18 protein-coding genes are annotated in these 21,516 nt (G+C 61.1%); 14 read left to right on the forward strand and 4 right to left on the reverse strand.

Annotated features, from left to right (window positions below):
* The first annotated feature begins 140 nt into the window (after nt 1-140).
* From B5G06_RS05630 to ftsZ, 10 genes are all read left to right on the forward strand, one after another.
* A complete protein-coding gene (locus B5G06_RS05630; protein ID WP_087188114.1) occupies nt 141-2,576 on the forward strand; it encodes a penicillin-binding transpeptidase domain-containing protein in 2,436 nt (811 codons plus the stop codon).
* 36 nt (nt 2,577-2,612) lie between these two features.
* A complete protein-coding gene (locus B5G06_RS05635; protein ID WP_087188156.1) occupies nt 2,613-4,076 on the forward strand; it encodes a UDP-N-acetylmuramoyl-L-alanyl-D-glutamate--2,6-diaminopimelate ligase in 1,464 nt (487 codons plus the stop codon).
* Between the two features lie 97 nt (nt 4,077-4,173).
* Entirely contained in the window at nt 4,174-5,154 is a 981-nt protein-coding gene (mraY, locus tag B5G06_RS05640) for a phospho-N-acetylmuramoyl-pentapeptide-transferase (protein WP_087188115.1), read from the forward strand.
* A gap of 34 nt (nt 5,155-5,188) precedes the next feature.
* Nucleotides 5,189-6,400 (forward strand): FtsW/RodA/SpoVE family cell cycle protein, encoded by a 1,212-nt coding sequence (locus B5G06_RS05645; RefSeq protein ID WP_242955361.1) that lies wholly within the window; start codon nt 5,189-5,191, stop codon nt 6,398-6,400.
* Between the two features lie 25 nt (nt 6,401-6,425).
* Nucleotides 6,426-7,559 carry an undecaprenyldiphospho-muramoylpentapeptide beta-N-acetylglucosaminyltransferase gene (gene murG / locus B5G06_RS05650; RefSeq protein ID WP_087188116.1) on the forward strand — a complete coding sequence of 378 codons (1,134 nt, stop codon included), beginning with the start codon at nt 6,426-6,428 and terminating at the stop codon, nt 7,557-7,559.
* A gap of 63 nt (nt 7,560-7,622) precedes the next feature.
* Nucleotides 7,623-8,870, forward strand: coding sequence for a UDP-N-acetylglucosamine 1-carboxyvinyltransferase (gene murA, locus B5G06_RS05655; protein WP_087188117.1), 1,248 nt, complete (start codon nt 7,623-7,625; stop codon nt 8,868-8,870).
* Nucleotides 8,871-8,959: 89 nt separating this feature from the next.
* Nucleotides 8,960-9,934, forward strand: coding sequence for a cell division protein FtsQ/DivIB (locus B5G06_RS05660; protein ID WP_087188118.1), 975 nt, complete (start codon nt 8,960-8,962; stop codon nt 9,932-9,934).
* A gap of 16 nt (nt 9,935-9,950) precedes the next feature.
* On the forward strand, nt 9,951-10,703 hold the full coding sequence (locus B5G06_RS05665; RefSeq protein WP_087188119.1) for a DUF881 domain-containing protein: 753 nt from the start codon (nt 9,951-9,953) through the stop codon (nt 10,701-10,703).
* Nucleotides 10,704-11,093 carry a small basic family protein gene (locus B5G06_RS05670; protein WP_087188120.1) on the forward strand — a complete coding sequence of 130 codons (390 nt, stop codon included), beginning with the start codon at nt 10,704-10,706 and terminating at the stop codon, nt 11,091-11,093.
* A 60-nt stretch (nt 11,094-11,153) separates the two neighbouring features.
* Nucleotides 11,154-12,269 carry a cell division protein FtsZ gene (gene ftsZ / locus B5G06_RS05675; protein WP_087188121.1) on the forward strand — a complete coding sequence of 372 codons (1,116 nt, stop codon included), beginning with the start codon at nt 11,154-11,156 and terminating at the stop codon, nt 12,267-12,269.
* A 76-nt stretch (nt 12,270-12,345) separates the two neighbouring features.
* Here ftsZ and B5G06_RS05680 read toward each other — a convergent pair whose 3' ends face one another.
* Both B5G06_RS05680 and fumC read right to left on the reverse strand, forming a co-directional pair.
* Nucleotides 12,346-13,515: an NAD(P)-dependent malic enzyme gene (locus tag B5G06_RS05680; protein ID WP_087188122.1), complete on the reverse strand. Its 1,170-nt coding sequence runs from the start codon at nt 13,513-13,515 to the stop codon at nt 12,346-12,348.
* 16 nt (nt 13,516-13,531) lie between these two features.
* Nucleotides 13,532-14,896 (reverse strand): class II fumarate hydratase, encoded by a 1,365-nt coding sequence (gene fumC, locus B5G06_RS05685; RefSeq protein ID WP_087188123.1) that lies wholly within the window; start codon nt 14,894-14,896, stop codon nt 13,532-13,534.
* Between the two features lie 329 nt (nt 14,897-15,225).
* On the opposite strand from fumC, the gene glnA reads away from it, so the two are divergent.
* The 4 genes from glnA (at nt 15,226) to B5G06_RS05705 (ending at nt 19,231) form a co-directional block, all read left to right on the forward strand.
* A complete protein-coding gene (gene glnA / locus B5G06_RS05690) occupies nt 15,226-16,557 on the forward strand; it encodes a type I glutamate--ammonia ligase (protein ID WP_087188124.1) in 1,332 nt (443 codons plus the stop codon).
* A 32-nt stretch (nt 16,558-16,589) separates the two neighbouring features.
* Nucleotides 16,590-17,108, forward strand: a complete 519-nt coding sequence (locus B5G06_RS05695; RefSeq protein ID WP_087188125.1) for an ANTAR domain-containing response regulator — start codon at nt 16,590-16,592, stop codon at nt 17,106-17,108.
* A gap of 92 nt (nt 17,109-17,200) precedes the next feature.
* Nucleotides 17,201-17,995 (forward strand): diaminopimelate epimerase, encoded by a 795-nt coding sequence (gene dapF / locus B5G06_RS05700; protein ID WP_087188126.1) that lies wholly within the window; start codon nt 17,201-17,203, stop codon nt 17,993-17,995.
* A gap of 18 nt (nt 17,996-18,013) precedes the next feature.
* Nucleotides 18,014-19,231, forward strand: a complete 1,218-nt coding sequence (locus B5G06_RS05705) for an LL-diaminopimelate aminotransferase (protein WP_087188127.1) — start codon at nt 18,014-18,016, stop codon at nt 19,229-19,231.
* A gap of 51 nt (nt 19,232-19,282) precedes the next feature.
* Here B5G06_RS05705 and B5G06_RS05710 read toward each other — a convergent pair whose 3' ends face one another.
* The gene (locus B5G06_RS05710) at nt 19,283-19,852 is read right to left on the reverse strand and encodes an ECF transporter S component (protein ID WP_087188128.1); all 570 of its coding nucleotides are present in this window, start codon (nt 19,850-19,852) and stop codon (nt 19,283-19,285) included.
* A gap of 145 nt (nt 19,853-19,997) precedes the next feature.
* Nucleotides 19,998-21,398 (reverse strand): uracil-xanthine permease family protein, encoded by a 1,401-nt coding sequence (locus B5G06_RS05715; RefSeq protein ID WP_087188129.1) that lies wholly within the window; start codon nt 21,396-21,398, stop codon nt 19,998-20,000.
* Nucleotides 21,399-21,516: the final 118 nt, after the last annotated feature.

Genomic DNA, 21,516 nt, shown 5'->3' on the forward strand with positions numbered 1-21,516 from the left:
CTTGAACGCCTATAGCAGAAGGCAGCAAGTGAGTGAGAGAGAGGGCGTAAGAAAAGAAATTTTCTTACGCCCTCCTGCGGTATTTCAAGCCGTGGAGCAGCATACAAGTGCTGTATGATCCCAAGCGAGGTGAGCCGGAAATGGCAGAAAAAAGAAAGAAAGGCACTCGAATCATCCGGCAGAAGCCGGACCGGCGGGCCAACCGCACCATTCTGATCCGCAGCCTGTTCCTGATGGTGCTGTTCGGACTGGTGGTGTTTATCCCCCTGTTTTTCAAACTGTGGCAGATCCAGATCAGCCAGCATGACTACTATCAGGAACTGGCGGTGCAGCAGCAAACCAGAGACAGCACCGTTACCGCCAACCGGGGTACCATCTATGACAGCCAGGGGGCCGTGCTGGCCATGAGCGCCACGGTGTACAATGTGCAGCTCTCCCCCAAGGATCTGCTGGAGACCCAGGAGACCTATCGGGAGAAGGTGGAGGACGCTCAGGAGAATGGCGGCACGCTGCCCGACTATCCGGAGCCTACCGACCAGTTTGTGGCGGAGAACCTGGCGTCCATCCTGAACCTGGAAGTTGAGGATGTGATGAAGCATCTGGAGAACAAGAACTCCCAGTATGAGATCATCAAATACCGGGTGGAGCCAGAGGAGTCGGAGGCGGTACAGGAATTTATCACCGAGAATCACCTGTCCCACGGCATCTACCTGATGCCCACCAGCAAGCGGTACTACCCCAAGGGAAGCCTGGCAGCCCATGTGGTGGGCTGGGTCAACCCCAATACCGACAATGTGGGCGCCTACGGGCTGGAGGCCCAGTTCGAAGAGGAACTGTCCGGTCAGACCGGCCGGGTGGTCACCGCCAAGGACGGTGTGGGCACCGAGCTGCTCTACCGCTTTGAGGACTACTACGACGCCACCGACGGCAACAATCTGACCCTCACCATCGACGCCACCATTCAGTCCTACTGTGAGAGTATCCTCCAGGAGGGTGTGGAGCAGTTCGATATACAAGACGGTGCCTTCTGCCTGGTAATGGACCCCAATACCGGGGCCATCCTGGGGTGGGCCAACTCCCCCACCTTTGATCTGAACGATCCCTGGACTGTCAGCGACCCGGTGCTTCTCCAGTATCTGGAGGACATCAAGAGCGGCGGATACACCAAGGAGGAGGCCTATACGAAGGCGCTGGCTGAGGGCGCCACCGCTCAGGAGGCCTACGACGCGGCCGTCCAGGAGGCGGAGAAGGAGGTCCTTTACAGCCAGTGGGCCAACAAGGCGGTAACCAGCTCCTATGAGCCAGGTTCCACCTTCAAGTCCATCGTGCTGGCTGCCGCCTTGGAGGAGGGCGTGATCAGTGAGAGCGACCACTTCTACTGCAGCGGTGTGGCCCAGGTAGATGGGTGGAACGGTGACCCCATCCGCTGTTCCAAGCGCGATGGCCACGGCGACCAGGATCTGGCCAAGGCGGTGGCCAACTCCTGTAACCCTGCTTTCATCGAGATCGGCAAGCGGCTGGGAGCGGAGAAGTTCTACGACTATCTGGAGGACTTCGGCTTCCTGGAAAAGACCGGAATCGATATGCAGGGTGAGACCACCGGCGTGATTTGGAGCCGGGACGATTTTACCAATGTAGACCTGGCGGTGGCCTCTTTCGGCCAGCGTTTCCAGGTTACCCCCCTGCAGCTCATCACCGCCGCCTCTGCCGTGGTCAACGGCGGCCACCTGATGCAGCCCTATGTGGTGAGCCAGATCACCGACGCCGACGGCAACGTACTCCAGCACACCGAGCCCACCGAAGTGCGGCAGGTCATCAGCGAGCAGACCAGCGAGCGGTGCCGGGCCATCCTGGAAAAGGTGGTGGACGGCGGTACCGGTAAGAACGCCGCCGTGGAGGGCTACCGCATCGGCGGTAAGACCGGTTCCTCCCAGACCCTGAAGGGCGACGACCACACCATCGTTTCCTTCCTGGGCTTCGCCCCGGCGGACGATCCCCAGGTGGTCATCCTGCTGGCTTACGACAGCCCCAAGCCGGTGAGCCCCGGCTCCAACTATACGGCGGACAACTGGTACATCAGCGGCGGCAATATGGCTGCCCTCAAGGCTGGCGAGCTGATGGAAAAGATTCTGGACTATCTGGGCGTGGAGAAGAGCTACTCTGCCACCGCCGATGTGATGGTACCCAACCTGACCGGTCTGAATCTGGCTGACGCCACCACATCCCTGAAGAAGAATAACCTGTCCATCCGGGTGGTGGGCGACGGCGACACCGTCACCGGCCAGATCCCGGCCAAGGGAGCATCCATCCCCGGCGGCAGCGAAGTGGTGGTCTATATGGGCGCCGAAGTTCCCACCGACCAGGTCCAGGTGCCCAGCGTCATCGGCCTGAACGTAGAGCAGGCCAAGGCGAAGCTGTCCGCCCAGGGCCTCTACCTGAAGGCCAGCGGCGCCTCTGAGTTCGGTTCCACTGTGGTGGCTTATGAGCAATCCACCCCGGCGGGTACCAGCGTGGACCGGGGCACCACCATTGAGGTGCGCTTTACCGACTCCACGGCCAGCGGCGCGGGCCTGTAATTACCTTTCCCTGTGGGGAGAAAGCGGGGTGTGAGCATGAAGCTGAATGAAGTGTTGGCGGGTGTAAGACTAACGGCCCGCCACATCCAGGATGTGGAAATTTCAGGCGTCTGCTATGACACCCGAGATATGATTTCCGGCTGCCTCTTCGTGGCCCTGCCGGGCTACAAGACCGACGGCCACAAGTACATTCAGCAGGCGCTGGATCAGGGGGCGGCGGCCATCTTGTGCCGCCGCCCGCCGGCGGAAGAGGGCCCGTGGCTGGTCACAGAAAACCCACGGGCGGCCCTGGCTGCGGTATCCGCCAACTGGTTTGGACATCCAGCGGAGGAACTGACGGTGCTGGCTGTTACCGGTACCAACGGCAAGACCACCACCACCTATCTGCTGAAAGCCATGCTGGAGGGGGTGCTGGGGGCGAAAGTCGGTCTCATCGGCACCAACCAGAATATGATCGGCCAGGAGGTTCTGCCTGCCCACCGCACCACTCCGGAGTCCTGGGAGGTGCAGAAGCTGTTGCGGGAGATGGCGGACGCCGGGTGCAGCCATGTGGTGATGGAGGCCTCCTCCCACGCCCTGGTGCTCCACCGGCTGGACGGAATCTTCTTCCAGGCGGGCATCTTCACCAATCTGACTCAGGATCATCTGGACTTTCACAAAACCATGGAGGCCTACCGTCAGGCAAAGGGCCTGCTGTTCCGGCAGTGTGGGACGGCGGTGCTCAACCTGGACGACGAGGCCGGGCGGTATTACGCCCAGAGCGTACCCTGTCCCTCCTTTACTTACTCCGAGAGCCGGGATGAGGCGGATCTCACCGCCAAAAATCTGCGGCTCTTTCCCGACCGGGTGGAATTTGAGGCGGTGACCATGGATTCCATCGCCCGGGTACGTCTGCCCATCCCCGGCGGCTTTTCCATCTATAACGCCCTGGGCGTCATTGCCTGTGGCCTGACCCTGGGCCTGCCCCTGGGACAGATCGCATCCTCCCTGGCCAATGCCAAGGGAGTGAAGGGCCGCATTGAGGTGGTGCCGGTACCGGCGGACTACACAGTGCTCATTGACTATGCCCATACCCCGGATGCTCTGGAGAACATTCTTACCACCGTCCGGGACTTCACCCAGGGCCGGGTGATCTGTCTCTTCGGCTGCGGCGGCGACCGGGACCGGTCCAAGCGTCCCCAGATGGGAGCCATCGCCGGGCAGCTGGCCGATGTGGCGGTGGTCACCTCCGACAATCCCCGCACAGAGGAGCCCCAGGCCATCATTCAGGACATCCTGAAGGGGATGGAGGGCACCGGAGCCCAGCGCCATGTGGAACCAGACCGGCGGCGGGCCATTGCTCTGGCCCTCTCCCTTGCCCAGGCTGGGGATACGGTGGTGCTGGCGGGTAAAGGCCATGAGACCTATCAGGAGATCGGCGGTGTGCAGTATCATCTGGACGAGAGAGAGGAAGTAGCTTCCTTTTTTGCCGGAGAGAAGCAGAACTTTGTTGCATTTTAGAGTGGAAACCAGGGACAGTCTGTGATAGAATACCACGTTGGTCCATTTGGAACGGACAAAATTTGAGCTGTAAGAGGCTTTGGAGGTTGCAAAAGAGATGTTGAGGATCGTCATCAGCTGCCTGATCGGGTTTGTGGTGGCCGCTCTGGCGGGCCGGGTGCTCATTCCCGTGCTGCGGCGCATGAAGGCTGGCCAGTCCATCAAGGAGATTGGCCCCACCTGGCATATGTCCAAACAGGGTACCCCCACCATGGGCGGACTCATGTTTATCATCGCCGCCATCGTGGCGGTGGCCGCTCTGAGCTGGCAGGATTTTGCCGCTGGGAAGTTCGGCGGCGGATTTGTTCTGCTCTTTGCCCTGGTGTTTGGCATCATCGGCTATATCGACGACTATTTTAAGGTAAAGAAGCATGAGAACACCGGCCTGACCGCCCCCCAGAAGTTCATTCTGCAGCTGGCGGCAGCCATCCTGTTCACGGTGCTCATGCGCAACTTCGGCTATCTGACCCCCGACCTGTATATCCCCTTCTTCAACGTGACCCTGTCGGTGCCCTGGCCGGTATATATGGTGTTTGCCGCCTTTGTCATGGTGGGCTGCGTCAACGCCGTCAACATCACCGACGGCATCGACGGTCTGGCCAGCGGCGTTACCATGCCGGTGATGCTCTTCTTCACCGCCGTGGCCTGTTGGTGGGGCCACTATGAGCTGGGTATTTTCTCCGGTGCTCTGCTGGGCGGCCTGGCCGGTTTCCTGATCTACAATTTCCATCCTGCTAAGGTATTCATGGGCGACACCGGCTCCCTCTTCCTGGGCGGCGCGGTGTGCGGCCTGGCTTTCGCCCTGGATATCCCTCTGGTGCTTATCCTGGTGGGCATCATCTACATTGCGGAGACCCTGTCCGACATTATACAGGTTGGATACTTTAAGCTGACCCACGGTAAGCGGATCTTCCGCATGGCCCCCCTTCACCACCATCTGGAGATGGGCGGCTGGAGTGAGGTCAAACTATTCTGCGTGTTTACCGGGATTACCCTGGTGATGTGCGCGCTGGCTTTCTGGGGGGTCATGTACCGCTGACCCATTGGCATCGTGATACGGGAGGTGACAGACCATGGTAAAACGCAGACGAGACCTGACGGTGATGCAGCAGCTGGCCCGGGGGCCTATCGATATCCCGTTTCTGATGCTGGTGGTGATCCTTACCGCCATTGGTGTGATTGCGGTGTTCTCTGCGTCTTATCCCACCGCCATGCAGGAGGGGCTGGATCCGGCCAACTATTTTATCAAGCAGGCCGGGTTTGGCGTGGTGGGCCTGATTGCCATGTTCCTGATCTCCAAGATCAACTATCAGACCTTCCGTGGCCTGTCCATTTTCGTGCTGGGCATCTCTATTATCCTGCTGGTGCTGGTCATTCCCTTCGGCTACGGCAAGAGCACCGTGGGCGCCCAGCGGTGGATCAGTCTGCCCATCATCGGCGGTTTCCAGCCCTCTGAGATTGCCAAGGTGGGCGTCATCATGTATTTTGCGGCCCGCCTGTCCAAGCGCAATACGGAGAAGCACAAGCGGCTGCCGCCCCGTCACCCCCTCAGCGGCCTCTATGCCTGGCTGGATGAGAAGGGGGTCCTGGAACCCATCCCCTATTTCCTCATCCTGGGTCTGGTGGCCATTCTGATGCTGATGGAGCCCCATATGTCGGGTACCATCCTGGTGCTGGTGGGCGGTGCGTCGGTGCTCTTTGCCGCGGGTATTAAGCTGTACTGGTTTATCGGCGGCGGCGCCGTGGCGGCAGCAGGTCTTTTCTTCATCATGACCCAGACCAGCTACATGGCTACCCGTCTGGCCATCTGGAAGGACCCGTGGAACGACGGAATGAATGGTCGGGACAAGGGCTTCCAGATCATCCAGTCCCTCTATGCCATTGGTTCCGGCGGCCTGCTGGGCGTGGGCTTCGGCAAGAGCCGCCAGAAGTTCCTCTACCTGCCCGAGTCGGAAAACGACTATATCTTCTCCATCTGGTGCGAGGAGATGGGCTTTGTAGGGGCGGCCATTGTTATTCTGCTGTTTATCCTGCTGGTGATCCGGGGGTACTGGATCGCCGTCCATGCCCGGGACCGCTTCGGTGCCCTGCTGGTGGTAGGCATTACTACCCTGACGGCTGTACAGGTTTTTCTGAACATCTCTGTGGTCACCAACCTGATCCCCTCCACTGGTATCTCCTTGCCATTCTTCAGCTATGGAGGCACGGCATTGATGATCCAGTTGGCGGAGATGGGTATGGTATTGTCAGTATCACGACAAATACCGGCGCCCAAACAAGAATAGTGCGATGCAGGAGGGAAATGGGTAAATGAAAATCCTCTTTACCTGCGGCGGGACCGCGGGTCATGTGAATCCCGCGGTGGCCCTGGCCCAGATGTTCCAGGCCCGCAATCCGGGCTGTCAGGTGCTTTTTGTGGGAGCCGACGGCGGTATGGAGACCCGGCTGGTGCCCAAGGAGGGCTATGAGATCCAGACAGTGACCATTACCAACTTCCAGCGGTCCATCACCCCGGCGGCCATTGGACACAACATTAAGACCCTGTTGAATATGAATAAGTCCAAGAAGCAGGCCAACGCTATTCTGGATCGGTTCCGGCCCGACCTGGTGGTGGGTACCGGCGGCTATGCCTCCTATCCCGTGGTCAACGCGGCGGCAGCCCGTGGGATCCCTACCGCCGTCCACGAGTCCAACGCCGTTCCCGGCCTTACCACCAAGACTCTGTCCAAGGTGGTGGATGCGGTGATGGTGGGCTTTGAGGAGAGCCGCAGCCACTATGACGCCCCCTCCAAGGTGGTGGTGACCGGCACCCCGGTCCGGGAGGCCTTCTTCCGCTATAACCGGAAGGAGGCCCGGGAAAAGCTGGGCTTTACCGACGGACGGCCCCTGGTGGTGTCGGTGTGGGGCAGCCTGGGCGCCAAGGTAATGAACGAGCAGATCACCGACTGCATCGTCCGGGAGTGCCGGGCGGGCGCGCCCTGGCGGCATATCCACGGCGCAGGCCGCAACTATGAGCAGGTCCTGGCCGGGTTGAAAGAGCAGGGCATTGACCTGGCTCAGTATCCAGGAATAGAGGTGCGGCAGTACATCTATGATATGCCTCTGGTGATGGCGGCGGCCGACCTGGTGCTCTGCCGGGCCGGTGCCTCCACCATCGCGGAGCTTACCGCCATCGCCCGGCCGGCAGTGCTGGTACCATCCCCCAATGTGGTGGCCGACCATCAGACCAAGAACGCCCGGGTGCTGGCCAATGCCGGCGGGGCGGTGCTGCTGCCTGAGAGCGAGTCCAGCGGCGAGAAGCTCTACGATCTGGTCAATCAGCTGCTGGCTGACCCGGACCGCCGGGAAAAGATGAGCCGGGCTTTGCGGGAGATGGGCTCTCCCGACGCGGCGGAAAAAATCTATCAGACTCTGAAGGAATTGTTGGAAAAGCGGGCAAAATGAACCGGCCTTCCATCGGACGCATAGGATGGCGTACATAAATCCTGAATGCGGAGGATGGAAGCTATGAGTGCATACGTGATAGAAGGGGGCCGGCCGCTGGAGGGTTCCGTGATGGTCCACGGAGCAAAGAACAGTGTGCTGCCCATCCTGGCCGCCTGTCTGTTGGCTCCGGGGGCCTGTGTGATCCAGAATTGTCCCCGCCTTTCCGATGTGGAGGCCTCCCTGGCCATCCTGCGCCATCTGGGCTGCAGGGCGGAATGGCAGGGGGACGGCGTGGTGGTGGACGCCTCCGCCCCCAGCCGCTGGGATGTGCCCGACGCTCTGATGCGGGAGATGCGTTCCTCCGTCATCTTCCTGGGGGCCATCCTGGGGCGGATGGGACAGGCGCGGCTGTGCGCGCCCGGCGGCTGTGAGCTGGGACCCCGCCCCATTGACCTGCATCTGGCTGCCATCCGTGCCCTGGGGGGCAGGGTGGAGGACCGGGAAGGGGGACTTTCCTGTTCCGGCAGGCTGCGGGGCGCGGACATCGTCCTCTCTCTGCCCAGCGTGGGGGCCACCGAGAACGCCATGCTGGCGGCAGTGTGCGCCCAGGGCACTACCACCATCACCAACGCCGCCCGGGAACCGGAGATTGTGGACCTCCAGGGCTTTTTGCAGGCTTTGGGCGCCCAGGTCCGGGGGGCGGGCAGCTCGGTCATTACGGTGGAAGGGGGCATCCCCCTCCACGGCGGAGCCTATCGGGTGATGGGTGACCGGATCGTGGCTGCCACCTACCTGGCGGCGGCTGCCGCCGCGGGAGGCGACGTAGAGGTAACCGGCGTAGACTGGCGCACCCTGTCCACGGTGACGGCAGTGCTGAAAGAGGCCGGCTGCCAGGTACACAGTGAGGTGGACCGGATCTGCCTTGGGAGTGACGGCGTGCTGAAGGGAGTGCGTCCGGTGCGGACGGCGCCCTATCCCGGCTTTCCCACAGATGCCCAGGCCCCTTTGATGGCGGCCCTGGCAGGCGGAACCGGCTGTACGGTCTTTGTGGAAAATATGTTTGAAAGCCGGTACCGCCATGTGGATGAGCTCATCCGTATGGGGGCGGACATTCGGGTGGAGGGCCGGGTGGCGGTGGTGTACGGGGTGTCCGGGCTTCACGGCGCCACGGTCATGGCCTCCGACCTGCGGGGCGGGGCCGCTCTGGTGGTGGCCGCTCTGGGGGCGGAGGGAATCACCACCGTCACCGGTTTGCACCATATCGACCGGGGCTATCAGTCTCTGGAGTACGATTTGCAGCGGCTGGGGGCCCAGATCCGGCGGGTGTGAGATAAGTTTGAGGAAATCGTAAGAATTTCTTAGCAAAGAATCAACCATTCTGTGCGAGGATGGAGAAAAAAGAACAGGAGAACGGCACAATGGCGGCAAGACGGAACAGAAAAAGACGGCGGCGGAATCGGGGGCGCTTTGGCGTCCTCTATAAGCTGCTGTCCATTCTGCTCATCTTTGCCGCCATTTTGGTAGGCTGCATCATCTTTTTCCGGGTGAACACCATGGTGGTGGCGGGCAATTCCCGCTATACCCAGGAGGAGATCCTGGCGGCCGCCGGCGTGGAGAAGGGGGACAACCTGTTCACGCTGAACAAGTACCAGATCGCCGACCGGATTTTGACTCAGCTGCCCTATGTGGATGACGTGGCCATCAGCCGAAAATTGCCCGACACCCTGATTTTTGAGGTGACGGAGAGCACCGGTGTAGCCTGGGTAGAGAGCGGCGGCAGTTACTGGCTGCTGGACGACAAGTGCAAGCTGCTGGAGGTAGGAGATGCCGTTCTGGTCCAGGGCAAGCCCCAGGTGCTGGGCCTGGACCCGGTCAACCCAACGGTGGGCAATGTGCTCACCGTGGCCCTTGAGCAGCAGGACAAGCTGGAGCGGCTCCAGGCCTTTTTGAAGGCCATTCGCAGCCGGGTGATGACAGGAAGCCTGAAGAGCTTTATCGATCTGTCCTCCGGCAATGAGATCCGCTTCGGCTACGGCGAAAATCTGACGGTGGTATTCCCTATGAACGGCGACTTTGACGAGGAGACCTATGAGTTGAAGCTGGCCCTGGAGACCATGGATGAGCGGGGCCTGCCCCGGACAGGTACCCTGGACCAGAACTATGATGAGCGGAAGATCCACCTGCTGCCTGAGCGGTGGCTGCCAGAGGGTTGGAGTCCCCTGGAGGTTCCCACGGAGCCCACGCAGCAGCCGGAGAGCTCTGGCGGAGAGACCCAGACGGAGACCACAACTCCTCCGGAGGAATCCGTGCAACCGGAGGAATCGGTCCAGCCGGAGGCGCCGGCCCAGCCGTCCCATACGCCCACGGTACCGGAACAGGCGCCGGAGCAATAAGAGCAAGGAGTATTTCATGGCAGAAAAGAAACGACGCAACAAAGGCGAGTTTGCTGTGGTGGTGGTGTGCATCATCGTGGGCTATCTGTTGGCAGCACAGCTGCGGACGGTCCAGCTCACCGGTGCGGCGGACGCCACCAATGCCAGCCGCTTGGAGACCCTGCAGGAGCTGTATAACGAGCAGAGCAAGCAGAACGACGCCCTGGAGGATCAGGTGGCCCAGCTGCAGGGCGAGCTTGCCATTTACCGGGACCAGGCGGCCTCCGGCGACGAGGGCAGCGAGGCCCTGCGGAAGGAAGTGGAACAGCTGGAGATCACCGCCGGCCGCACCGATGTGGAGGGGCCGGGTGTTACCGTGATCCTGGAGGACTCCACCCAGAGCAATGTGACCGGTGAAGAGGCGGACTATCTCATTCACGACAACGACCTGCTGTCGGTGGTCAACGAGCTGCGCTCCGCTGGGGCGGAGGCCATCTCCCTCAACGGGGAGCGGTTGCTGGCCAACAGTGAGATCCGCTGTACCGGCGCGGTGGTGACGGTGAATGGCCGTCGGTATGCCGCCCCCTATGTGATCTTTGCCATCGGCGACCCGGATACCCTGTACAGCGCGCTTACCATGCGCAACGGCGTGGTGGATGTGCTGAGCCAGTGGGGAATTTCGGTGAAGGTGACAGCCAGCGACTTGCTGCTCATCCCCAAGTACAACGGCACGGTGGAGTATCAATATGCCCACACTGTGGTGCCGGAGAGCGAAGAGGGGGGCGAGTAAATGCTGGAATTGATCGGTTTGCTGGTGGGTGTGCTGGTGGGCATTCTGGTGCCCTGGACCATTCCCAGTCAATATTCCCTCTATGTGGCCGCCGGACTGCTGGCGGCGCTGGACTCCGCCCTGGGCGGCTACTGCGCCCGGCTGGAAAAACAGTTCCGGCTGTCGGTGTTCCTGTCGGGCACCATCGGAAACGCCGCCATCGCCGCTTTTCTCACCTGGTTGGGGCAGAAATTGGGCATCCCTCTGTACCTGGCGGCAGTGGTGGTCTTTGGCACCCGTATGTTCCAAAACTTTGCTAAAATCCGGCGGGAACTATTGACCTCGAAGCAAAAGAGAGATACAATAAATCAACTAGATATAGTATCTTCCCACAAGGAGGACCAAAGATAACAGGTCCTGCCTTTTCTACGTGTGTATTTCACGAATACGTTCTACATAGGAGGAGCAGTTATGGCGTTTGGACTGGACACCGGGCCGGATAATGTGGTCACGATCAAGGTGATCGGTGTCGGCGGCGGCGGCAACAACGTAGTCAACCGGATGGTGAAATCCGGAACCAAGGGTGTTGATTTTATCGCTGTGAATACGGACAAGCAGGCGCTTGCCGTTTCCAGCGCGACCTTTAAGATTCAGATCGGTGAAAAGCTCACCGGCGGTCAGGGCGCGGGCAGCGACCCCGAGGTGGGCCGTAAGTCCGCCGAGGAGAGCCGCAACGCGATTTCCAAGGCACTGGAGGACGCCGACATGGTGTTCATCACCGCTGGTATGGGCGGCGGCACCGGCACCGGTGCGGCTCCCATCGTAGCCGACATTGCCAAGGAGATGGGTATCCTCACCGTGGGTGTGGTCACCAAGCCCTTCAACTTTGAGGGCCGCCGGCGTATGATGCAGGCGGAAAAGGGCATTGAGGAGCTGCGCACCCGGGTGGACAGCCTGGTGATCATCCCAAACGAGCGGCTGAAGTTTGCCACCGATCAGAAGATCACCTTCCAGAATGCCTTCGAGATCGCCGATGATGTGCTGCGCCAGGCGGTGCAGTCCATCTCTGACCTGATCAAGAATACCGGCTTCATCAATCTGGACTTTGCCGACGTGACCGCCGTCATGCAGAATGCCGGTATGGCTCACATGGGCGTTGGCCGGGCCGCCGGCAAGAACAAGGCCGAGGAGGCCGCCAAGATGGCCATTTCCAGCCCCCTGCTGGAGACCTCCATCAACGGCGCCAAGGGTGTGCTGGTCAATGTTACCGGCTCCGTGGACATCGGCCTGGAGGAAGTGGAGACCGCTGCCAACCTGGTGCAGCAGGCCGCCCATCCCGACGCTCTCATCATCTTCGGTGCCGCCTTCGACGACACCCTGGAGGATGAGATCCGGGTTACCGTTATTGCTACCGGCTTTGAGGAGCTGGAGGGCGCCATGCCCAACAAGCCCTTCACCGCCGCTGCGGAGAAGAAGGCCGTGGCCCAGCCTGTCCAGCAGCCCGCTGCCGGTCAGGAGGCGCCTGCCGCTCCCGCGGAGGACGATCCCTTCGACGATATCTTCAAGATTTTCAATCGCAACCGCTGAGGAAGCGGCTGATTGACGGCGCAAAACAACCCCCGTTCCGCTTTGGCGGAACGGGGGTTTTCTGTTTGGAACGCGCTTAGATGCGGGCGATGCCCTGCTCTCTGGCCTCCTGGGCCACGGCGTCGGCCACAGCGTCGGCCACGGTCTTGTCCAGGGCGGAGGGCAGGATGTACTCGGCGCTGAGCTGGTCGTCTTTCACCAGGGCGGCCAGAGCCTTGGCGGCCCGGATCTTCATACCCTCGGTGATCTCCTTGGCCCGGACGGCCAGGGCGCCCTTGAAGATGCCGGGGAATACCAGAACGTTGTTGATCTGGTTGGGGAAGTCGGAGCGGCCGGTGCCGATGACGACGGCGCCGCCCTTCTTGGCCTCATCGGGCATGATCTCGGGGGTGGGGTTGGCCATGGCAAAGACGATGCCCTGGTTCATGGTGGAGACCATCTCGGCGGTGACCAGGTTGGGCCGGGACACGCCTACGAAAGCGTCGGCTCCCTTGAGGGCATCGGCCAGGGTGCCGTGCTCGCGGTTCAGATTGGAGATATGGGAGATCTCCTCCTGACCGGCGTTGAGGCCTTCATCGCCCTCGCAGATGATGCCGCCCAAGTCGCACATGACGATGTTGCCGAAGCCCATGGAGATGAGCAGCTTGCCGATGGCAATGCCGGCGGCTCCGGCGCCGTTGATGATGATCTTCATCTGGCCCAGGGTCTTGCCGGTGACTTTTGCGGCGTTGAGCATGGCGGCGGCCACCACGATAGCGGTGCCGTGCTGGTCGTCGTGGAACACGGGGATATCGCACACCTCTTTCAGGCGGCGCTCCACCTCAAAGCAGCGGGGGGCGGCGATGTCCTCCAGATTGATGCCGCCGAAGCTCTTGGAGATGAGGGCGATGGTCTCCACCAGCTTGTCCACATCCTTGGTGTCCACGCAGATGGGGAAGGCATCTACCCCGCCGAACTCCTTGAACAGGGCGCACTTGCCCTCCATCACCGGCATACCGGCAGCGGGGCCGATGTCCCCCAGGCCCAGCACAGCCGAGCCATCGGTGATGACGGCCACCAGATTGCTCCGGCGGGTGAGGCGGAAGGACTGCTCATAGTCCTTGGCGATGACCCGGCAGGGCTCAGCCACGCCGGGGGTGTACATCAGGGACAGGTCCTCACGGGTCTGGATGGGTTTGCGGGAGATCACTTCGATCTTGCCCTGGAGCTGATAGTGGAGGTCCAGAGCCTGCTGATTGATATCCATGAAAAAGCCTTCTTTCTTAAACCATTTCTTCCGGATGGAATACTTCGTCAAACCGCTCCGCCGTCAGGAAGCCTAGGCTGACGCAGGCCTCCTTCAGGGAGATCCCCTCGGCGTGGGCCTTCTTGGCGGTCTTGGCGGCGTTGTCATAGCCGATGTAGGGATTGAGGGCGGTGACCAGCATCAGGGAGTTGTGCAGGTTGTGGCGGCACTTGTCCCGGTTGGCGGTGATGCCCACGGCGCAGTTGCGGTTGAAGGAGTCCATGGCGTCAGCCAGCAGCCGCACCGACTGGAGGAAGTTGTAGATGCACACCGGCATAAATACGTTGAGCTCAAAGTTGCCCTGGGAGGCGGCCATACCCACTGCCACATCGTTGGCCATGACCTGAACGGCCACCATGGTCACCGCCTCGCACTGGGTGGGGTTGACCTTGCCGGGCATGATGGAGGAGCCGGGCTCATTCTCGGGAATATGGAGCTCGCCCAGGCCGCACCGGGGGCCGGAGGACAGCCAGCGCACGTCGTTGGCGATCTTCATCAGGTCGGCGGCCAGAGCCTTCAGGCCGCCATGGGCAAAGACCAGCTCGTCTTTGCTGGTGAGGGCGTGGAACTTGTTAGGAGCGGTGACAAAGGGCTTGCCGGTGAGCTGGCTCACCGCCTGAGCCACGGCGGTGTCGAAACCCTTGGGGGCGTTGAGGCCAGTTCCTACAGCGGTGCCGCCCAGGGCCAGCTCGTGGAGGGGAGGCAGGGCCAGCTCCAGCAGGGCCTTGTCCTTCTCCAGGCTGGAGCGCCAGCCGCTGATCTCCTGGGCCACGGTGATGGGAACCGCGTCCTGGAGATGGGTGCGGCCGCTCTTCACCACGTCCTGATTTTCCCCCTCCAAGCGCTTAAAGGTGGAGATGAGGGCGTCCAGAGCGGGGAAGAGCTTGTCCTCCAGTTCCACCGCAGCGGCAATGTGCATGGCGGTGGGGAAGGTGTCGTTGGAGGACTGGGACATATTGACGTGGTCATTGGGGTGGAGCAGCTTTTTGCCCGCCAGCTCATTGCCCCGGTTGGCCACCACCTCGTTGACGTTCATGTTGGACTGGGTGCCGCTGCCGGTCTGCCATACCACCAGGGGGAAGTGGCCGTCCAGCTTGCCGGCAATCACCTCGTCACAGGCCTGGGAGATCACATTCAGCTTTTCCTCGTCCAGCTTGCCCAGGCTGTGGTTGGCCATGGCGGCGGCCTTTTTCAGGATGCCAAAGGCATGGATAATCTCCTGGGGCATCCGCTCCGTGCCGATCTTGAAGTTCTGGTAGCTGCGCTGGGTCTGAGCGCCCCAGTAGCGGTCGGCGGGCACCTGCATCTCGCCCATGCTGTCCCGTTCGATCCGATATTCCATGTATTGACCATCCCTTTCTCCGTCTATGGACGGGGCAGTTCTAATGTCTGCATTTTAGCACAAATTTTGCCGGGATAAAAGCCTGAGAGCTGGAAAGAACGCCCTTTTGTGTGGAGTTTGTGCTGTCCGCACAAGGAAGAGGGGGGCGAAAGCAGGCCCCCCTGCTTGTTGCCACAAAAATCTTTTTCTGGTAGGCTACTCCCTTGACAGGAGCGGAGCAAGCACTTATACTAATTTCAGTTGTGAACAAAGGCGTTCCGGCCCGGGGGGCGGAGCGCCTTCTTTGCTATCTGAATCTATGATTTTGATGAGAGAAAGGGGCCCCTGTCATGCCGCACTCCAAAGAAGATATCATCCGCATGGTACGGGAAGAGGACGTGAAATTCATCCGTCTGCAATTCACCGACATTTTCGGCCAACTGAAGAACGTGGCTATTACCGCCTCCCAGATCGAGAAGGCGGTGAACAATCAGTGTATGTTCGACGGTTCCTCCATCGAGGGCTTTGTCCGTATCGACGAGTCCGACCAGTACCTCTATCCGGATTTGAAATCCTACCGGGTATTCCCCTGGCAGCCCCATCACGGTAAGGTGGCCCGGCTGATCTGCGACGTGCACAATACCGACGGCAGCCCCTTCGCCGGCGATCCCCGCTATGTACTGAAGCGGGCCCTGCAGAAAGCCAAGGATATGGGCTTTGACGCCTTCAATGTGGGTCCCGAGGCCGAGTTCTTCCTGTTCCAGACCGACGACGAGGGTAAGCCCACCACCAAGACCAACGACGAGGCCAGCTACTTTGACCTGGGCCCCCTGGACCACGGCGAGTCCACCCGCCGGGAGATCTGCCTGGCCCTGGAGGCTATGAAGTTTGAGATCGAAGCTTCCCACCACGAGTGTGCAGAGGGCCAGCATGAGATCGACTTCAAGTACGAAGAGGCCCTCCACGCCGCCGATAACATCATGACCTTCAAGCTGGCGGTCAAGACTCTGGCCCAGAAGAACGGGCTCCACGCCACCTTTATGCCCAAGCCCATCTACGGTGTGGCCGGCTCCGGTATGCACACCAATATGTCCCTCTTCCGCAACGGCAAGAATGTATTCTATGATCCCAACGGCGAGCGGGGACTGTCCAAGGAGGCCTACTCCTTCATTGCCGGTATTCTGGCCCATGTGAAGGGAATGGCCGCCATTACCAACCCCCTGGTTAACTCCTACAAGCGGCTGGTGCCCGGCTATGAGGCTCCCTGCTATCTGGCCTGGTCCGCTTCCAACCGCTCCGCCCTCATCCGCATCCCTGCCTCCCGGGGCCAGTCCACCCGTGTGGAGCTCCGCTCCCCCGATCCGGCCTGCAACCCCTACCTGGCCTTTGCTGTGTGTCTGGCCGCCGGCCTGGACGGCATCGAGAAGGGCCTTACCCCTCCCGCTGAGATTACCGAGAACATCTATGCCATGGACGAAGCCGCCCGGAAGGCTCACGGCATCGATTCCCTGCCCGGCTCTCTGGAGGAGGCCATCCGCGAGCTGGAGGCCGATCAGCTGATCCTGGATACCCTGGGCAGCCATGTGGCCCAGAACTACCTGGACGGCAAGAAGAAGGAGTGGGAGGAATACCGCACCCGCGTGTCCTCCTGGGAGCGGGAAAGATACATTATCAACTATTGATCGCCTGTCCACCCCAGCGAAATTGACCGGATATGGAAAAGGTGATCGTAGCTTTTGCTGGCCTTCAGAACGGCAAGCGCATCCGGGAGATCCTGGAGCGGTCGGGTACCGCAGCCTGTCTGCTGTGTACCTCCGCCGACCAGGTGCGCCGCACCGTCCACGAGCAGCAGGTGCCCGCCGTGGTATGCGGCTACAAATTTGCCGATGGCCCCGCGGAGCTTCTGTATGAGGATCTGCCCTCCTTCTGCCATATGTTGATGGTGGCATCCCGCAGTCAGCTGGATCTGGTGCGCAATCCGGACATCCTGCGGCTGAGTGCTCCGGCATCCCGCAGTGAGCTGCTGGGTGCGGTGGAGGAGCTGCTGGCGCAGGTCCATGCCCAGCCCCTTGGACGCAGTCAGGAGGAACGGGACTGCATTGTCCAGGCCAAGGCCAAGCTGATGAGCGAGGGCCTCAGCGAGGAGGAGGCCCACCGCATACTCCAGAAGAAGAGTATGGCAGACGGCGTCAAGCTGGCTCGGGCGGCCCGGATGATTCTGGAGCGTTGGTAAGGCGCATAGAGTAGAAGGAGACGAAGCAGTCTCGCGGCGGCGGTCCGGGACGGGACCGCCGCCGCTGCATATTTGCAGACAGGAGGAGCCATATGCGCTTTACCAAAATGGAGGGTCTGGGTAACGACTATATCTACCTCAATGGCCTGGAGGGCCTGCCGGAGGATCTGCCCGCTCTGGCCCGGCGAATGAGTGACCGCCACTTTGGTGTGGGCGGCGACGGTATCATCTGTATCTGCCCCTCGGACCGGGCCGACTTCCGAATGCGGATGTTCAACGCCGACGGCTCAGAAGGGGCGATGTGCGGCAACGGCATCCGCTGCCTGGGCAAATACGTCTACGATAAGGGCCTGACCCATAAAAAGAACCTGACCATCGAGACCGGCGGCGGGCTGCGTACCCTGGAGCTGCTGACGGAGGACGGGATGGTAAAGGCGGTCCGGGTCAATATGGGCCGCCCCCAGATCGGGTCGGCCATGGAGCTGACAGCGGGGGGACGTATGTGGCAGATTACCCCTGTGTCCATGGGCAATCCCCACGCCGTTCTCTTTGTGGAGCGGCCGGAGGAGCTGGACCTGGAAAAACTGGGTCCCTGCTTTGAGCGCCATGACGCCTTTCCCGGAGGCGTCAACACCGAGTTTGTCCGCTGTGCGGCTCCGGACCGGCTGGTGATGCGGGTATGGGAGCGGGGCAGCGGGGAAACGCTGGCCTGCGGTACCGGGGCCTGTGCCGCTCTGGCAGCGGCGGTAGTCCAGGGCAAGTGCGGCAGACGGGCGGCTGTGGAGCTGCCCGGCGGCGTGCTGGAACTGGAGTGGCCGAAAGATGAAATGGAAATGATCATGACAGGACCGGCCAATACGATCTTTGAAGGGGAATACCCTGTTTAACGCAAAGGAGAGAGTAAAATGGCAACCATCAATGCAAATTTCAACAAGCTGCCCGGCAGCTATCTGTTTTCTGAAATTGCCCGCCGGGTGGCGGCCTACAGTGAGGCCAATCCGGACCGGACCCTGATTCGGCTGGGCATCGGCGACGTGACCCGGCCTCTGCCTGCCGCCGTTACCGCCGCCATGCACAAGGCGGTGGACGAGATGGCCACCGCCCAGGGCTTCCACGGCTACGGCCCGGAGCAGGGCTACGATTTCCTGCGGCAGGCCATTGCGGAGCACGACTATAAGGCTTGGGGCGTGGATATCCAGCCCGATGAGATCTTTGTGTCCGACGGTGCCAAGAGCGACTGCGGCAACATCGGCGATATCTTTGGCATTGACAACGTGGTGGCGGTGTGCGACCCGGTGTACCCCGTGTATGTGGACACCAATGCCATGGCTGGCCGGGCCGGGGACTACGACGCCGCTACCGGCCGGTGGAGCAACCTGGTCTATATGCCCTGCGTGGCGGAGAACGGCTTCTCTCCCGCCATTCCGGAGCAGAAGGTGGATCTGATCTACCTGTGCTTCCCCAACAATCCCACCGGTGCTGTGGCCACCCGGGAGCAGCTGAAAGCCTGGGTGGACCACGCCAACGCCACCGGCGCCGTCATCCTCTTTGACAGCGCCTACGAGGCCTTCATCACCGATCCCGCCATTCCCCACTCCATTTTTGAGATCGAGGGGGCCCGTACCTGTGCCATCGAGTTCCGCTCCTTCTCCAAGACTGCCGGGTTCACCGGCACCCGCTGTGCCTATACCGTGATCCCCAAGGATCTGGAGCGCAATGGTACTGCCCTCAACGGCCTGTGGAACCGCCGCCAGTGCACCAAGTTCAACGGGGTGCCCTATGTGGTCCAGCGGGGCGCTGAGGCCGTGTACAGCCCCGAGGGCCGCGCTCAGGTGAAAGAGACCATCGACTACTACCTGAACAACGCCAGGGTCATCCGGGAGGGCCTGGCCGCTGCCGGTCTCACCGTGTCCGGCGGGGAGAACTCTCCCTACATCTGGGCCTGCACCCCAGACGGGATGGGCTCCTGGGATTTCTTCGACAAGCTGCTTCGGAAGGCCAATGTGGTCACCACCCCCGGCGCCGGCTTCGGTCCCAGCGGCGAGGGCTATATCCGTCTTACCGCCTTTGGTGAGGCTGAGGCCACCCGTCAGGCTGTGGAGCGCATCAAGGCCGTCCTGTAAAAGCATAAGAAATGCCCGCTGCAAAGGCAGCGGGCATTTTTTATGCAGGAATCAGGCCAGCTTCAGGTGGGAGCGCTTCAGAGCGCTGCGGATGAGCACGCACAGCAGGGGAGCGGCTACCAGAGCCAGTACCGCATTGAAGATGGAGGCGGGTACCTTCAGCGGCAGGGTGGCCAGCGCCACGGTGGGGGTCAGGCCGTCCACCAGCAGGCCGTTATAGAAGTAGCTCTTGGCAAAGTAGAGAATATAGTAGATCACGCAGCCCAGAGCCGCGCCGGACAGGCAGCGGGGATAGGTGGGCTCCTCCCGGTGAGAGGCCTTCCACATCACCAGACCGGCGCCCAGGCCCATGGCGCCCTTGGTCAGGAAGGTAAGCCAGCACTCGGAGACAAACAGGGGATTGGTCAGGTCATACAGGGCGGAGCCCAGACCGGAGGCCAGACCGCCGATGGGGCCCAGCAGCAGGCCCGACAGACAGCACATGATGTTGGCCAGGGTAAAGGAGGTATTGCCTCCGATGGCGATGGGCATGGTGATGCGAAGGTAGTTGCTGGCAAACACCAGAGCGGCCATCATGGCCAAAACGGCGATTTTCAGCGTAGAATTGGAACGGGATCGCATGGAGAACACTTCCTTTGTTCTTTCTCTTTGCCTTGATTATAGCGCTGGACTGACCTTTATTCAAACGCCAGATATAAAAAATATAATAAGGTCAGAATGAGCAAAAAACAACCGCAGCAGGCGGCTGCGGTTGCTTTGGATGGGCTCAGTACCGGCCGAAGTCGCCGGAACGGCCCTCGGTGACGTCGGAGCCGAACTCATAGTCCTTGCCGGGCAGGATGGCGTTGAGAGCGATACCGGCAATGGCGGCGATGGCCAGGTTGGTGAGGGTAACATGGGCCTCACCGATGGAGAAGGTGATGCCGTTGGAGAAGCCCAGACCGCACACCAGAATGACGGCGGCGATAATCAGGTTCCGGGAGTTAGTAAAGTCCACCCGGTTTTCCACCACGTTGCGCACGCCGATAGCAGAGATCATGCCGTAGAGAATGAAGGACACGCCGCCGATGATAGCGGTGGGAATGGAGTTGACGATGGCGGCAAAGGCGGGGGAGAAGGACAGAATCACTGCGTAAATAGCGGCCAGACGGACCACCTTGGGGTCATACACACGGGAGAGCACCAGCACGCCGGTGTTCTCGCCGTAAGTGGTATTGGCGGGGCCGCCGAACAGACCGGCCAGAGAGGTGGCGATGCCGTCGCCGATGAGGGTGCGGTGCAGACCAGGATTTTCGATGAAGTTCTGACCCACGGTAGCGGAGATGGCGGACATATCGCCGATGTGCTCCATCATGGCGGCGATGGCGATGGGGGCCATGACAAAGATGGAGGTCAGGTCAAACTTGGCGATGGAGCCGGTAAAGTTGGTGAAGAAGGGCTGCAGGCCCACAGGGGCAGCGGTGGCCACACCGGAGAAATCGATGAGGGGAACCACGTTGCCGGCAGTGTCCAGGGCGGTGGCGCCCACGGCGTTGGCAATGACAGCTACGATATAGGAGCCCACCACACCCAGCAGGATGGGGATAATTTTAATCATGCCTTTGCCCCAGATGTTGGCGATGATAATGATGGCCATAGCCACAATAGCCAGCCACCAGCAGGTGGAGGCGTTGGAAATGGCGGAGGGAGCCAGGTTCAGTCCGATGAGGATGATGATGGGACCGGTGACCACAGGGGGCAGGAAGCGCATCACCCGGCGCACGCCCACCACTTTGATAACGATGGCCAGCACCACATAGAGCAGGCCGGCCACCACAATGCCGCCGCAGGCGTATTGCAGTTTGACGGCCGGGTCCATACCGGCGTATTTGCCTGCGTCCAGCTTGGCCATGGCCTCAAAGCCGCCCAGGTAGGCGAAGGAGGAGCCCAGGAAGGCGGGGACCTTCAGCTTGGTGCAGATGTGGAAGAACAGGGTGCCGATGCCGGCAAAGAACAGGGTGGTCTGAATGGACAGGGGCAGGCCGTAGGCCTGGACCAGGATGGGGACCAGCACGGTGGCGCCGAACATGGCGAACATATGCTGCAGGCCCAGGATGAGCATCTTGGGGCGGCCCAGGACACGGGCATCCCGGATGGGCTCATTGCCGGGATTGGGATTCTGACTCATAACAATCTCCTCTCTCTGCTGTGGGCAGAAAAAAAGCAACTGCCTTTTCCAAAGAAAAAGCAATCGCCTTTCCAAAGGTGTCCGCCGTGCAACATCGCCGTCGCTATCTTCATGACGA

Source organism: Flavonifractor sp. An52, assembly GCF_002159385.1.
Taxonomy (GTDB): Bacteria; Bacillota; Clostridia; order Oscillospirales; family Oscillospiraceae; genus Flavonifractor; species Flavonifractor avicola.